The 14,394-nt window shown below is 44.9% G+C and carries 10 protein-coding genes and 3 pseudogenes; 7 read left to right on the top strand and 6 right to left on the bottom strand.

Annotated features, from left to right (window positions below):
• Positions 1-14: 14 nt before the first annotated feature.
• Positions 15-551 carry a ribosome biogenesis factor YjgA gene (yjgA, locus tag L5M38_RS07240; RefSeq protein WP_198573074.1) on the bottom strand — a complete coding sequence of 179 codons (537 nt, stop codon included), beginning with the start codon at positions 549-551 and terminating at the stop codon, positions 15-17.
• A gap of 174 nt (positions 552-725) precedes the next feature.
• On the opposite strand from yjgA, the gene pmbA reads away from it, so the two are divergent.
• The gene (pmbA, locus tag L5M38_RS07235) at positions 726-2,069 is read left to right on the top strand and encodes a metalloprotease PmbA (protein ID WP_105251299.1); all 1,344 of its coding nucleotides are present in this window, start codon (positions 726-728) and stop codon (positions 2,067-2,069) included.
• 251 nt (positions 2,070-2,320) lie between these two features.
• Here pmbA and L5M38_RS07230 read toward each other — a convergent pair whose 3' ends face one another.
• Positions 2,321-4,447 carry a TonB-dependent receptor gene (locus L5M38_RS07230; protein ID WP_263178665.1) on the bottom strand — a complete coding sequence of 709 codons (2,127 nt, stop codon included), beginning with the start codon at positions 4,445-4,447 and terminating at the stop codon, positions 2,321-2,323.
• A 282-nt stretch (positions 4,448-4,729) separates the two neighbouring features.
• Positions 4,730-5,577, bottom strand: a pseudogene (locus L5M38_RS07225) (substrate-binding periplasmic protein).
• Positions 5,578-5,843: 266 nt separating this feature from the next.
• On the opposite strand from L5M38_RS07225, the gene L5M38_RS07220 reads away from it, so the two are divergent.
• Both L5M38_RS07220 and fumC read left to right on the top strand, forming a co-directional pair.
• Entirely contained in the window at positions 5,844-6,083 is a 240-nt protein-coding gene (locus L5M38_RS07220) for an alternative ribosome-rescue factor A (protein WP_263178664.1), read from the top strand.
• Between the two features lie 214 nt (positions 6,084-6,297).
• Complete coding sequence (fumC, locus tag L5M38_RS07215) at positions 6,298-7,701, top strand: class II fumarate hydratase (protein WP_263178663.1); 1,404 nt, start codon at positions 6,298-6,300, stop codon at positions 7,699-7,701.
• 262 nt (positions 7,702-7,963) lie between these two features.
• Here the strand turns inward: fumC and rimO are convergent, their stop codons facing one another.
• The gene (rimO, locus tag L5M38_RS07210; RefSeq protein WP_219250655.1) at positions 7,964-9,382 is read right to left on the bottom strand and encodes a 30S ribosomal protein S12 methylthiotransferase RimO; all 1,419 of its coding nucleotides are present in this window, start codon (positions 9,380-9,382) and stop codon (positions 7,964-7,966) included.
• 417 nt (positions 9,383-9,799) lie between these two features.
• Here rimO and L5M38_RS07205 point away from each other — a divergent pair, with 417 nt between their 5' ends.
• The 4 genes from L5M38_RS07205 (at position 9,800) to L5M38_RS07190 (ending at position 13,678) form a co-directional block, all read left to right on the top strand.
• Positions 9,800-10,513 carry an oxidative stress defense protein gene (locus tag L5M38_RS07205; protein WP_263178662.1) on the top strand — a complete coding sequence of 238 codons (714 nt, stop codon included), beginning with the start codon at positions 9,800-9,802 and terminating at the stop codon, positions 10,511-10,513.
• 201 nt (positions 10,514-10,714) lie between these two features.
• Positions 10,715-11,491 (top strand): EAL domain-containing protein, encoded by a 777-nt coding sequence (locus L5M38_RS07200; protein WP_113940061.1) that lies wholly within the window; start codon positions 10,715-10,717, stop codon positions 11,489-11,491.
• Between the two features lie 140 nt (positions 11,492-11,631).
• The gene (locus L5M38_RS07195) at positions 11,632-12,483 is read left to right on the top strand and encodes a class I SAM-dependent DNA methyltransferase (RefSeq protein WP_105251307.1); all 852 of its coding nucleotides are present in this window, start codon (positions 11,632-11,634) and stop codon (positions 12,481-12,483) included.
• A gap of 616 nt (positions 12,484-13,099) precedes the next feature.
• A complete protein-coding gene (locus L5M38_RS07190; RefSeq protein ID WP_263178661.1) occupies positions 13,100-13,678 on the top strand; it encodes a porin family protein in 579 nt (192 codons plus the stop codon).
• Between the two features lie 305 nt (positions 13,679-13,983).
• Here the strand turns inward: L5M38_RS07190 and L5M38_RS24575 are convergent.
• Positions 13,984-14,094 (bottom strand): annotated as a pseudogene (locus L5M38_RS24575) (IS30 family transposase); the annotation flags it as partial.
• 90 nt (positions 14,095-14,184) lie between these two features.
• Positions 14,185-14,394, bottom strand: a pseudogene (locus L5M38_RS07185) (IS3 family transposase); the annotation flags it as partial.

The raw sequence follows: 14,394 nt of genomic DNA, 5'->3' as shown, positions 1-14,394 counted from the left end.
GGGGCTGAAGTTAATTAGTCTTGGATTTCGCTGCGTAGATATTTAAACAGCTCTTTAGATGATTTTGATTCTGGGCTTTTGGCCAGTTCTTTGGTGGCTTGACGCACCAAAGTACGCAGTTTTTGTCTGTCTAATTGCGGATAATGCTCGACGACAGTTTGAATCTCATCATCACCTTGGGTGAGTAAGCGTTCACGCATTTTTTCGAACATTTGTAACTTAGCGGTCTCGTTGTTGTTTTTATTCAACACGATAGCGAGTGAAGCCTTGATTGGCTCAATATCAAAATTACGCATCAATTTGCCGATATACTGCATGTGGCGACGATACGCCTCAGTATTGACCTTGATTTTGCGTGTTTGCAGGATAGCGTCGTACAAAAACTCATCCAGCTCGATTTTATCTAGCTGAGTCTTGCTCAGTGAAACAAGCTCCATACCGACTTTTTGCACGGCTTCGCTATCACGCTTGTCCGTTGTTTTGCTGCTGACATAATCTTCATCTATGTCGTAGGGCTGTTTAAAATGTTCTGAATCACCAACAATCTTCATATAGATAAAACCTCAAGTAATTTACTGGCTAATAATAACATCTCCAGCCAAAAATCGCCTAGGTGAATGTGTTTAGGATACGCTCTCAAGCCTAAGTCAGCCGCGAATAATTAATGTGAATGGGATTTGTGTTTGTTATGCTACGGCAATTGCCGACAACGAAAGAGTAGCTTTGTGTCTTTGAACAGAATCGATAGTGAATTGGGCGCGCTGAAAGATGCGGTGGCCGTGGCGCTGGAATATGCCAACAAATTAGGAACGAACGCTGCCGAAGTGGCGATCAGTAAACAACAAGGTTTGTCGGTTTCTACCCGTTTAAAAGAAGTTGAAACCGTTGAATTTAATAAAGATGGTGCCTTAGGAATTACGGTTTACCGCGATGGTTGCAAGGGCAGTTCATCGACGTCGGATTTAAGTCCAGAGGCCATCGCCCTCGCGGTAAAAGCGGCCGATGATATCGCCCGTTATACTTCTCCGGATCCATTCAGTGGTCTTGCCGATAAAGCCTTGATGGCAAATCAGATCCGCGATCTTCAACTGTATTATCCACAAGATATTTCCCCCGATGAGTTAGCGCAACTGGCAATCCGCGCTGAAACTGCGGCGCTCGATGCCGATCCACGTATCAATAATTCCGACGGCGCCAGTGCCAATGCTCACACTGCGGTTAAAGTGTATGGCAACAGCCACGGTTTCTTAAACGGTTATTGCAGCTCGCGTTATAGCTTAAGTTGCAGCGTGATCGGTGAAGATAGCGAAGGCAATATGCAACGGGATTACGATTACACTATCGCCCGTAAATTCAGCGAGATGCTTGCACCTGAAACGGTAGGTTTAAAGACCGCCGAGAAGACAGTAAGCCGCCTCGGTGCGCGCAAGATCGCGACGACGCGTTTACCCATTTTATTAGCGCCAGATATCGCCACAGGGTTAATCGGCCACTTTATCGGTGCGATCAGCGGTGGCAGTTTATACCGTAAATCCAGTTTCTTATTGGATTCGATCAACACCCAAATCTTCCCCGATTGGTTTAATATCGAAGAACAGCCGCATTTACTGGGCGCATTGGCAAGCGCGAACTACGACAGTGAAGGCGTGGCGACCCAAGACAGACGCATTATTGACCGCGGCATGTTAGAAACCTATTTGCTGACCAGTTACTCGGCGCGCAAGTTAGGCTTAACCAACACGGGCCATGCGGGCGGTATTTATAACTGGACGCTCGGCCACACTGGCCAAACCTTCGACGAATTGGTGAAAGACATGGGCACAGGTTTGATTGTGACCGAAGTCATGGGCCAAGGCGTGAACATGGTAACGGGCGATTATTCCCGTGGTGCGGCGGGTTTCTACGTTGAAAACGGTGAGATCCAATATCCAGTGGAAGAGATCACTATTGCGGGTAACTTAAAAGAGATGTTCCGTGGCGTGCAAGCCGTGAGTAAGGATTTTGATCTGCGCTCATCGATTCGTACCGGCGGTATCTTGTTATCTGAAATGAAGATTGCGGGTAACTAATCCATAGTGTCACTCGTTCCGCCGTGCTGCATAGTGCGCTTAAGTCGTCTCAGTGCTTTAGTGCTAGTACTTTAGTGTTAGTAGCATGAATGTGGTTTGAGCATAAAAAAGGGCAAGTGATTAATCACTTAATCTGCTCGCCCTTTTTGTTTAACGTTCGGATTAGATCTGCTCGACCTAAAAAGCCGTGCTGTTAAAAACCATGTGGTTAAAAACTATGTTGTTAAAAACAGTGCCTTTAAAATCAGTTGTTAAAACGCATAGCTTGCGCTGAGTTCAAACGAGCGACCTGCACCGGCAATCTGGTTAAAGCCATTGGTATTATCGGCCTTAAATTCCGCCACACTCACGCCGCCCAGTGGCAGCTCATAGTAGCTGTCGAACAGGTTATTCACGGCGAAGGTAACAGTCAGATCCTGCCATTTCATACTGCTGTTCAAATTGAGCAAGGAGTAGCTGTCTGTTTCATTTTCAAGGCGGCGGTCATCTACGCGATCTTTGGTCGCAACCCATTGCCATGAAAGACTGTTTTCCCATTGACCTAACTGATGTTGCAGTGCCAGCTCTGTTTGCAACGGCTTGATTTGATATAAAGGTTCATCACCTTCATCTCGCTCGCCACGGGTTACATTCACTTTGCCTAACACTTGCCATTTACCTGTGCTGGTTTCGGCAAACTTATAGAGCGCATTAAAACGTGCGCCATAGAGATTGGCATCTAAGTTAGTGAATTGGAGAATATTGCGTTTGCCATCAGGCGAACTGGTGCGATTGAAGCTACCAATGACTTCGGCATCGACATAGTCAGTCACAGCTGTGTACCAAGCTGTGGTCGAGACTTGCCAGCTATCATCGTTATATTTGTAGGCTGCGCTCAGGGTATGGGCGGTTTCTGGTTTAAGATCCGGATTACCCACATAACCATTACCATCACCATACCAACCTATCATAGTGGTCGCCATAGTGCCGCGGCCCCAGCTGTAACGTTCGTATAGATTCGGAGCACGATTCTTGCGGGCTAAACCAAACTCAAGCTGTTGATTGGTCGATAATTGATAGCGCGCCAGTAAGGTGGCATCGATCAGATTATCATCACGTTTTCTGTCCATTGCATTAAAGGCTTTTGCCGCTTCTGCGTCGACATTGGGCATGCCCATCATAGGCATGTTGCTATAGGCTTGGACTTCACCAGTATTGGTGGTGACATACTCAAAGCGAACACCCGCCGATAACCACCAGCTTTGACTTAAATCTTGCTGCCATTCTCCATAAACGGCGGCGCGTTTTCGCTGGCCATCGTTGATATTGATGTAGTCATTGGGCGCCATCATAGTGCCAGGCACCGCAGGCCAAACATCGTCGAGCTGGTAGCTATAGTATTCTTGGCCGACCAGTAAGGTGCTGTCATCACCTATTGGCAAACGCCAGTGCAGTTGATAGCTGTAGTCATCACCTTCAGTGTTCATTGGCATCTTGCCGGTTTTCTCTGGGGTGAAAAAGCCCATCTCGTGCTTCACGCCGTGCCAATTGAATTGGGCGCTGAACTCGCCGTCATCGTCGAGTTTAAGTTGATAACGGGCGAGGGCACCGTAACTCTTGTTATCTGTCATATCCATGTATTGGTTAGCAAAACCTTGAAATGGAATATTCTGATGGGTCAGTTTGATGGCAACTTCTTGAGTGTCGTCACGCCATGCGGCGGTCAATGCATGGTTTTGTGCGCGGTATAGAGTATCTATGACTTTATCGCCATTGCCATCTTTATAGCTGTTGGCATCTTCATAGGCGCCTTGATAGCTTAGGCTGATATTTTTGCTGGCAACTGTGGCATTGGTGCCCAGTAGCAAGGTGTCACTCACGCTGCGGTATCCCGTTGAGATATCGCCGCTATTCCACTTGATGCTATCGCTTTCGCCAAATTTAGGATTAAGGCTGCTGACTTTGATCACCCCCGCGATATTGTCGCCGCCCGCGCTGACTGGCGATACACCCGCAATCACTTCGGCTGTGGTGACTTGATTGGCGGAAATATATGACAGCGGTGGATTCATTTGATTGGCGCAGGAAGCGGTAATGTCCGCACCATCAACTAACACTTTAATGCGATCGCCCATCATGCCATTGAGAATAGGCAGAGCTGATACGCCACCCGCTTCGGAGAAATCTACTCCTTGTCCTTTCAGCAGGTTTTCAGCCGAACCTAGCGTGTTGCGGTTGTCGGTCTGTTGGCCGTGGACTTCTAAGCGTTCGATATTGGCTAATTCGCTGTCATCGGCCATTGCCTGTGGCGCTAGCGATAAGCCCATGGCGATTGCGAGGGATGAGGAAATTACTGAAGTGTTAAACGGGTGAGATAAATACACAGAATTTGCAGCCATCTTATTGTCTTCCATTCACTTGGATTAATTGCGCTGCATTATAAAGAGCATCTCAGTGTGGCAGGTGCGGCATATTGTCGCAGAGGGTAACAAAGCGAGTTAAAACATCAGAATATGGCTTGAGCAGAAGACAAGTTTTCCACTTTTTAATCAGTTAGGCATGATTCTCTTAGCTCTTTATTGGTACCTCAATTGATAAGAGGTCCAATAGAACTCTGCGTTAGCGGTACTTTTGTGATTTAAGCTAACCCAAATGAGGCATTTTAATTTCTGGGATTTAAGCTAGCCAAAATACTTACTATACAAGCGCTGAGTTTCACCTTGGGAATCCATAGCGGCGAGTGCTTTGCCAATTCAAAGACTTTAGAATCTGGTGTTAACACTGTGGGACTGTTATCTGGGCTGATGGGGATATCAGCGCGATAGTTGGGGTTGTGTCTACCGCGGTAGTGGCGGCTTTTTTTCGAGAAACCGAGGTACATTTCCTGCGGTAATTCGCTGTAGTGATAGTGGAGTTTAAACTGGCTTTGGTCACGATTTTTAAGGTAATAATGCAAAGTGGTTTGATCATAAATAAAAAAGTCCCCTTGGTTTGAAAGCAAATAATCCAAGGCTTTAGGGACGGTTAACTCAGGCGGTTTGCGTACCTTGATTTTGTCGGGTAAGCCGCCAAAGTCGTAACTGCCGGGGGCGATTAAGAGGGTCATCTCATTATGGGCTAACTGTTCAATGGAGCGAATATCGGCGGCGCCAGCACGGCTAATGCCAATCGCACGTTGTGAAAGTCCATTGGGGATAAAATACGCGTATTGAGCCCGCTCTTCGGTGAAATTAAGGCCGGGATAAAAATCGATATTGCCGAGTTTGAGATCCCGCAGAATACGTAATTTAGGTGCGCGCACCACATTGAGTTTGCAGCCAATCTTGTCCGCCGCCGCTTGGTAGAGTTCGTGATAAAATCCCGTGTTATTGGACTCGTCTCCGATAAAGGGTAAGCGTTCGCTGGTGCGATACCCCATAGTCATCACGCAGGAATCTGAACTGGAAAAAGCACTGGCAAGCGGGGCTTGAAGCATTATCAGTAAAAACAGTGCGCCGAGCCAAGGTTGAGCGACTAACACGGATGTCAAATTGATCTCCTTATCTGTCGATTACAAAGTGTAACCTGAGTGCCAATAAAGGTTATGGCAAAGTCCACTCACTAAACCTATTAATAAAATCTTATTGATTATTAAGCTAATATATTATTTATGTTTGAATAATCTATCATACTTTCCTACTAGTAAAAGCCATTTTTTATGTTGGAGTGCACAAACTCTGTACATCTGATTTGATTGCGTTATAGTTTGCGCTGTTAGGCTATGGGCTTAACTTTCATTAAGCAGTGAGGCATAAAATGACTAAGCAAAAACCGCAAAATATGCCCTTAGAACACGAAAGTGGTCGAGGCACCATTACCGATAACGCACTAAAAGCGTTAGTGACAAGTCCCTTGTTTAGGACCCGCACCGAGAAAGCGAAAAAGGGCAAAGGGTCTTACAACCGTAAAGGAAAGGCATTTAAAATGAGTAACCGAGAGGGGTATCAGCACAGGGGCGATACCCCTTTCGACTTTTTACGGCTGAGCTTTTGTTAATCTACGACTATTTGGATCTGCTTTTTACTCGTCATTCACCCTGCTAGTGCCTGCCTCAATATCCATCTCGACACTCAATCATCTCTAGGCTTCACTCATCCTCAGTTCGATAGTCTCTGTTGTTCAAACTTATTAGCCTGGCATTAATTAACCGGGGATAAATTGTACTTTTTCCTTGAGCGAGTATGGTTAACCTATAGCGAAGGAGATACATATGGCACAGCAATATCGAATCGAACACGACACTATGGGTGAGGTGAAAGTCCCCGTCGATTGTTATTGGGGCGCACAAACCGAGCGTTCGCGGCAGCACTTTCGTATTGGTGCTGAGGCATCTATGCCTGTCGAAGTGATCCACGCTTTTGGCTATTTAAAGAAAGCCGCCGCCATTACCAATCAACAGCTTGGCGTCTTGCACCAAGATAAAGCTCAACTGATTGCCCTAGTGTGCGATGAGCTGATTGCAGGCGAACTCGATGCGCAATTTCCTTTAGTGATTTGGCAAACGGGTTCGGGCACGCAAACCAATATGAACGTCAATGAGGTGATTGCCTATCGCGGTCATGTGCTCTCGGGCGGGCAACTCTCCGATACGGTTAAATGTTTGCACCCCAATGATGATGTTAACCGCTCGCAATCCTCCAACGATACTTTCCCCACCGCCATGCACATTGCCGCCTATCGCCAAGCGGTTGAGCTCGTTTTGCCCTGCATGAGGTTATTGCAGCAGAGCTTGCAGGATAAGGCCGATGAGTTTGTGCACCTAGTCAAAATCGGTCGCACACATTTTATGGATGCAACACCGTTAACGTTAGGCCAAGAGTTTTCGGGTTACGCCGCGCAGTTAAGTCATGCCATAGAAGGCATTGAGCACAGTCTCAAGCGGGTGGCTGAGTTAGCCTTAGGTGCGACCGCCGTCGGCACAGGGCTGAATACACACAAGGATTACGCCGTTAAGGTGGCGGACAATATTGCAAAACTCACGGGTTTGCCCTTTGTGACGTCGCCGAATAAGTTTGCTGCCCTTGCTGCCCACGATGAATTAGTCTCCCTGTCGGCGGCCTATAAAGTGGCGGCGGTCAGTTTAATGAAGATCGCAAATGATATTAGGATGTTAGGTTCTGGTCCGCGCTGTGGTATTGGTGAGTTATTACTGCCTGAAAATGAACCCGGCTCGTCGATCATGCCGGGAAAAGTGAACCCTACTCAGGTCGAGGCTATGACTATGGTGTGCGCGCAAATCATGGGTAATGATGTCGCCGTTGGGATTGGCGGCAGCAATGGTCAGTTTGAGCTCAATGTGTTTAAGCCGATGATTATTGCCAATGTGCTGCAATCGGGGCGCTTATTGGGGGATGCTTGCCAATCGTTTAATGATCATTGCGTGGTCGGCATAGTGGCGAACGAGCCACAAATCGCGCTGCATGTGGAAAATTCACTCATGTTAGTGACGGCGCTGAATCAACATATCGGTTATGAAAAGGCCGCTAAGATAGCCAAAAAAGCCCATAGCGAGCATAAGACACTGCGCCAAGCGGCATTAGAACTTGAGTTTGTGACAGCAGAAGAGTTCGAGCTGTGGGTCGATGCCAATAAGATGTTGGGACCCGATGCTTAATGCTTAATTCAAAACGTCTCATCCTAGCTGCTGATAAATCAGCGAAATTGAGGCTGGCAATGAATCAAGATAGTGAGCCGAGATAATGAAAAGAAATAGTGTGATGAGATAGCGAGAAGAAATAGTGTGATGAGTTAGTGAGGCGAAGCAGTGGAGTAAAGATGGTGAAGCATTCGCAGTGTTAATGCTTACGAAATGATAAAAACAAAAAGCGAACCAGAGGTTCGCTTTTGAGTCATAGCCTGTCCTATATCAGAACGGCTTAGTCTTGGGTGTCAGCATCTACCACTTCAGCCCACAGATCGTGTTCATCTGAATGGGTGATGCGGGCACGAACCAACATACCGGGTTCCAGCTCAGTTTCACCATTGATAAACACCATGCCGTCGATTTCTGGTGCATCGGCGAAGCTGCGGCCAATGGCGCCTTCTTCGTCTACATCATCAATCAGAATATCTAAAGTACGGCCAACGAAACGGGCTAAACGCTCGGCGCTGATCTCGGCTTGGAGTTCCATAAATCTGTGGTATCTGTCTTCTTTCACTTCTTCGCTGATAAGCTCAGCGATGGTGTTGGCGACAGCACCATCGACTTCAGAATACTTAAAGCAACCTACGCGATCAAGACGAGCTTCTTTTAAGAAATCGAGCAGGATTTGGAAATCCTCTTCGGTTTCACCTGGGAAGCCGACGATGAAGGTCGAGCGGATCACTAGATCTGGGCAGATTTCACGCCAGCGTTGAATCGCTTCTAACTGACGGTCAACACGGCCTGGACGCTTCATCATCTTGAGGATGCGCGGGCTTGCATGCTGCATTGGAATATCCAAATACGGCAGGATTAAACCTTCGGCCATCAAGGGGATCAAATCGTCAACCCATGGGTAGGGATAGATGTAATGCAGACGCACCCAAGCGCCCATTTTACCCAGTTGGCGCGCTAGGCTAGTAATGTCTTGCTTGACTGGCATACCGTTCCAAAAATCGGTACGACCGCCTTTGTCTTTGCCGTAGGCCGAGGTGTCTTGGCTCACAACTAGAATTTCTTGTACGCCTGATTCCACTAAACGCTTAGCTTCATCTAAGATGCTGCCCGCTGGGCGGCTGTCGAGATCGCCACGTAGCGAAGGGATGATGCAGAAAGTACAACGGTTGTCGCAACCTTCTGAAATCTTTAAATAAGCGTAATGCTTAGGCGTTAACTTAACCCCAGTTTGTGGGATTAACGAGGTGAAAGGGTTGTGCTCTGGCTTAGGCACATATTTGTGAACGTGCTTTAACACGGCTTCGTAGCTGTGTGGGCCAGTGATTTCTAACACATCTGGGTGAACTTCGCGGATTTGGTTTTCTTTAGCGCCAAGGCAGCCAGTGACGATCACTTTGCCGTTTTCTTCTAAGGCTTCACGCACAGCATCCAGAGACTCTTCCACCGCAGCATCGATAAAGCCGCAGGTATTGACGATAACTAAGTCGGCATTGTCGTAGCTGTTAGTCACTTCGTAGCCGTCGATGCGTAACTGAGTCAGAATACGCTCTGAATCCACGAGGTTTTTTGGGCAGCCCAAAGACACGAAACCGATGCGATTCCCAGTGGCAACAGCATTAGTGCTTGCTGCTTCTAATGTTTTGACTGGGATATCAAGCGTGGTCGTTTGCTTGGGTTTAAAAGTTTCAACTGTCATGGTTTCTCGCTGAGGTATAAGCCGCCTTAAAAAAGTTGGCGGATTATACCTGAAGTGATTAAAAGGTACAGTAGCTTTGGCTGAAAAGTGTACAACTGGGGCGCTGAATATGCCAGTTAACCCTAAGGCCTATTCTGGGTGTGGATATAGGAAGATAAGCCAAAGATCCATGGTCGAACTCATCTGGATAAAAAGCGCTAAACATTTTTCAGAAAAATTAACCCTTTTTAAAATTGGCCGCGTTTATAGGGGCAAGAGACAATTTCTTGATGCTGTTACATATTGGCACAAGTATTGGCACTTTTTACTGATAGCCTAAGCACTAAATAAGCGACACAGTCGTTTTAGCCGTCTCGTTTTGAATATGCGTTCTATTTGAAGTGGTTTAGGTATAAGCACATTATTTTGGAGTAAGTTATGAAAAATTCTCTTTTAGCGGTATTGGTGGCGGGTGGTCTTTTTTCTAGCGCGTTTATGGCGCCAGCAGTGCTCGCCGCTGAGGTCGATTTCCCGCATATTGAAACCATGGGTGTGAGTCAAATCCAAGTCGAACCCGATATGGCGGATGTGAATGTGGAAGTGGCCGTGACCGAAAAAACCGCTAAAGCCGCCAAAGATAATTCCGATGCCGCTGTGGCTAAGTTTATCGCCCGTCTCACCGCAGCGGGTGTGACTAAAGATCAGATCCAGAGCGCGAATTTAAATCTTCAACCGCAATATGTGTATATGCAGGATAAGGCTCCTGAGCTGACGGGTTACACCGCCAGTCGCCAAATTACCGTGACGGTAACAGACTTAAGCCGCTTGAATGCAATCTTAGATTCAGCCTTAGAAGAGGGCATGAATCGGGTCAATAACATCGCCCTTAAGTCGAGCAAAGAAGCTGAATACGTCGCCAAAGCACGTCAAGCCGCGATTGTGGATGCCAAACAAAAAGCCGAATCTTTGGCTAAAGGCTTTGGTGAAAATCTCGGTAAGATCTGGCAGATCCGTTATTACGATCAACGCCCTGTGCAACCTGTCATGTTGCGTATGAGTGCTAAAGCCGATGCCATGGGCGCCGCCGAGAGTTATCAATATGGTCAAGTGAGCATAGAAGATAGAGTTGAAGTGATTTATAAACTGAAGTAAATCAGTCTGAGGCATATGGTGATGGATGAAGCTCCTATTGGGATTCATCCATTTTTTTATGCCGTTTACAATCGTTTTATATTTTTGGAAATAGCATTCTTCACTCTATATGTGATGGATTTTATTAGGATGAACAGTAAAAACTGGCAAATTTAAGTATTTATCCTCACACTAGTAAGGTTAATGTTTAGGAGGCCGTTTATGGATTTTCCCGCTCGAATAAAGCAACAAACTTGCATGGATTGCTTAAGTGGTAAGTCATTAGGATTTGAAATTCGAATGGCATTTCAACCTATTATCCATTGGCCTAGTCGTGAGATTAGCGGTTATGAAGCTCTGGTCAGAGGCCCTGATGGTGAAGGGGCTGCGTGGGTGTTTGAGCGGATTAATGAAAATAATAAATACTATTTTGATCAGGCTTGCCGTGTAAAAGCGATAGAAACCGCTTCAAAGCTGGGACTCGATAAGATGCTCAGTATCAACTTTTTACCTAATGCCGTATATAACCCTGAGACATGTATCCGCGCGACGATTGAAGCCGCCGACATGTATGGGTTTGATATTCACAAAATCATGTTCGAAGTGACTGAGGGCGAGCAAATTGTTGATCGGGCAAAATTAGTCCGTATCTTCGAGAGCTATGCTAAGCGTGGTTTTATCACGGCAATCGATGATTTTGGCAGTGGTTTTGCTGATTTAAGCTGGCTCGAAGCCCTGCGCCCTCAAGTATTAAAACTTGATATGACCTTGATCCGTGATATCGATCTCGATAGAGAAAAGCAGTTAGCCGTGGATGAAATACTGCGTATTTGTTTAGAGCTTAACACAAGAGTTTTGGCCGAAGGCATTGAGACTGAAGCCGAACTTAATTATCTCGCTGGAATAGGGATTGAGTATTTTCAGGGGTATTATTTTGCCAAACCACAACTCGAATATTTAAGTTCCTATGAAGAGCTGAGCTTTCACGCCCCAAAGTAAATGGTTAGGTGGATTGATATTGTTGCACGATTAGAGAGATAACACGTGCTGAGACTCGATGGATAATTCGTTGTTTCTGATATCGGCTAACTGATATATCATGCGCCACCTAAAATTGCCCTTGTTACCTATTCGCTACTATGTCTTCCAACGCGCTCTATACCGATTTATCCGGTTATTACGATTTAATGTGTTCCGATATCAACTACCAGCAACAGAGCGCGAGTATCCATCGTCTGCATCAGTTCCTCGGCAATAATGGTAAGCAACATCTTGATTTAGCCTGTGGCACTGGTCCGCATGTGCGGCATTTTATCGACCTTGGTTATCAGTGCAGTGGCCTTGATATTAATCAGCCTATGCTAGACATGGCCATGCGTCGTTGTCCTGAAGCTCAGTTTAACCTCCAAGATATGACGGCTTTTTATTTAGAAGAGCGCGTCGATTTGATTACCTGTTTTTTATATTCCATCCATTACAGTGCTTGTATTGAACGCCTTAAAAGCTGTATCGCCAGTGTGCATAGCGCACTTAATGACGGTGGGCTGTTTTGTTTTAATACTGTCGATAAGCACAGAATCGATAACACAAGTTCGGTTAAGCATTTTGCTGAGTTTGATGGTAGCCATTTCGCCTTCGAATCCGGCTGGCATTACAGTGGGCAAGGTGAAAAACAGTCATTAAAGTTGAGTATTGCCAAAAGCAGTCAGCCGTTTGCTGAGGTCTCGCCTTTACCTGTCTCTGATATGAAAGGCTTAGGCTCGCTGGAAGCTGGGTTACACGCCGCAGGTTTGCAAGAAGTGGGTTTACAAGAAGTCCACAGTATTGAGCAATGGCAAGATCAACATGCTATGGTCGCTACCAGCTTCACTGAGCTGCAGGAATTGTTAGCGCCCTATTTTGAAGTGCATGTTTTCGAACACGATTATGAAAGAATTGTCCCGTGGGATCTAGCATCAGGTAACGCGCTGTTTGTTTGCGTGAAGATTTGACCTTTTGTTGAAGGTTGGTAACAGAAGGTCTGCTCATAATGTCAGTGTGACTTGTTTAATCTCGCTTCTCTTTCAGTCTGTTTTTATTTAAAGCCAAATTAAAGTTGTAGGCTTCACTCTTGATTTTTCATCAAGAGTCGACCAAAAGGGGAAGGTACCAGTTCCCCTTTTGGATATTCCTTGCCAAATAACGTCCATGTTTAACAATCAGTTCGTCATCCATAACTCTTGTTCATAACGCTGCGGCACAGTATTCCCGTTAAAGCTTGCTTTAATAAACTTGTTTTAATAAGTAAGTCGCACAATATAAATGATAATGTAATTAATTAAATGTAATAATTTTGTGTGTTTATTTTGTTACCTATGAAATAGTTACAATTTCACAGGCAATAAATACATTAAGACAGAATTGGCACGGCTTTAGTGTAAGTATGAAAAAAGTTTCATGTGTTTTATAAAAATAGTTAACTTGAATTTAAAATATTAAAATAAATATATCGCATTGATAAGTAAGGTTATTGTTTTCATTATGTATTGAACTGAGTGTGGTTTTGCGAGGTTGGCATTATTTTTGTAATGTCCTTAGTGTATTTAAATAATTAACTAGGAGTACTTTATGAAAAATCCCATTCTTACTTTAGCTGCCATTATTTCTTTAGCCTCTTTTAGTGCATATTCTCATGCAGATAACATGAGCAACAGTGATGCCGCAGAAAACGGAATCTATGTCGGCGCTAACTACGGTTATTTAAAAGTCGATGGCGATGATGATTTTGATGATAATAGTGATGTAATGCAGGGCCTTGTTGGTTATAAGTTTAATAAATACCTTGCTCTTGAAGGTAGTTACATTAACTTTGGTGATTATGGTAATGGTTTAGCAAATGCCGAAACCGATGGTTATACGGCAGCCCTTAAAGTCATGCTTCCCATTGCAGACCGAGTAGAGCTATATGCTAAAGGTGGTCAGTTATGGTATTCGACAGATTATGACGTCGTCGGTTTTTCTGGCAATGACGATGGTGAAGGTGTATTCGCCGGCGCCGGTGTGGCATTTAAAGTCACAGATCGATTTTTAATTAATGCTGAGTACACTTGGTATGATGCAGATATTAATGCGGATAATGTAGCTAATGGTGCAAATACAGAAACGGACTTTAAACAAGCAAGTTTAGGTGTTGAATATCGATTCTAGATATTTTTAATACTTAAAATTAAAGTACTAATCATCGAGGTGTAACACGCTAAGTGTTATACCTTTTTTACTTTAATATTATCTTGATGGTAGATGTTATTGGATTTAATAAGAAATGTTGAGAGCTATTTACAAACAACAATATAATGCACTTTCCATTTTTGCCTACAATCTGTTATGGCGAAAATTGCTTGAACGAGTACCATTAAAAATGATGGGACGATATAGTGGAAAAAAATCAAACTAATTCATTAAAAAAGGCGTTTTTAAACATGCAAACCCCACCGATTTTAGGCATGGGAGGATTGCCTATCGTCACTAGGACGATGACAATCAGTACATTTATATCGAAAGCCTTGTTCTAAAAGAGCAGAAATCTGGTATCGTCTTACTATGGTCAAATACAGATAATTCATGGTGATAGTCTCTTATATCTATGGTTAACATAAGTATGCTTTTGAGTAAACCGGTGTTTTTCAAGATAGTTGTCACTCTTTGTTTAAATATTAAGCTGCATTTATTACGCCTTCTTCTGGTGCCTTATCTGGGTTGAGTGTTACAGCGCCAACCGCTTCACAATTTCTGATCTCTGTAGACCAACGCATCGGTTTTCTTTCCTTCGCCGCCTCAAGCACTTTCTTGCGCTTCGCTAAAATAGCGCCATCTTGCAGTGCATGACGTTGCCCTGGTGAGACAAAATTTAGCTGGCTGTGTTT

Source organism: Shewanella sp. SM101 (genome assembly GCF_025654465.1).
Lineage (GTDB): Bacteria > Pseudomonadota > Gammaproteobacteria > Enterobacterales > Shewanellaceae > Shewanella > Shewanella oncorhynchi.
Note: the sequence above shows the minus strand (reverse complement) of the source record. Positions and strands in the feature narration are given on the sequence as shown.

Excerpts from the sequence above, each read along its gene's own strand:
- L5M38_RS07195 (WP_105251307.1), top strand. The coding sequence starts at position 11,632 with ATGTCTTCCAACGCGCTCTATACCGATTTATCCGGTTATTACGATTTA.
- L5M38_RS07220 (WP_263178664.1), top strand. The coding sequence starts at position 5,844 with ATGACTAAGCAAAAACCGCAAAATATGCCCTTAGAACACGAAAGTGGT.
- L5M38_RS07230 (WP_263178665.1), bottom strand. The coding sequence starts at position 4,447 with ATGGCTGCAAATTCTGTGTATTTATCTCACCCGTTTAACACTTCAGTA.
- L5M38_RS07205 (WP_263178662.1), top strand. The coding sequence starts at position 9,800 with ATGAAAAATTCTCTTTTAGCGGTATTGGTGGCGGGTGGTCTTTTTTCT.
- rimO (WP_219250655.1), bottom strand. The coding sequence starts at position 9,382 with ATGACAGTTGAAACTTTTAAACCCAAGCAAACGACCACGCTTGATATC.
- L5M38_RS07190 (WP_263178661.1), top strand. The coding sequence starts at position 13,100 with ATGAAAAATCCCATTCTTACTTTAGCTGCCATTATTTCTTTAGCCTCT.
- L5M38_RS07200 (WP_113940061.1), top strand. The coding sequence starts at position 10,715 with ATGGATTTTCCCGCTCGAATAAAGCAACAAACTTGCATGGATTGCTTA.
- fumC (WP_263178663.1), top strand. The coding sequence starts at position 6,298 with ATGGCACAGCAATATCGAATCGAACACGACACTATGGGTGAGGTGAAA.
- yjgA (WP_198573074.1), bottom strand. The coding sequence starts at position 551 with ATGAAGATTGTTGGTGATTCAGAACATTTTAAACAGCCCTACGACATA.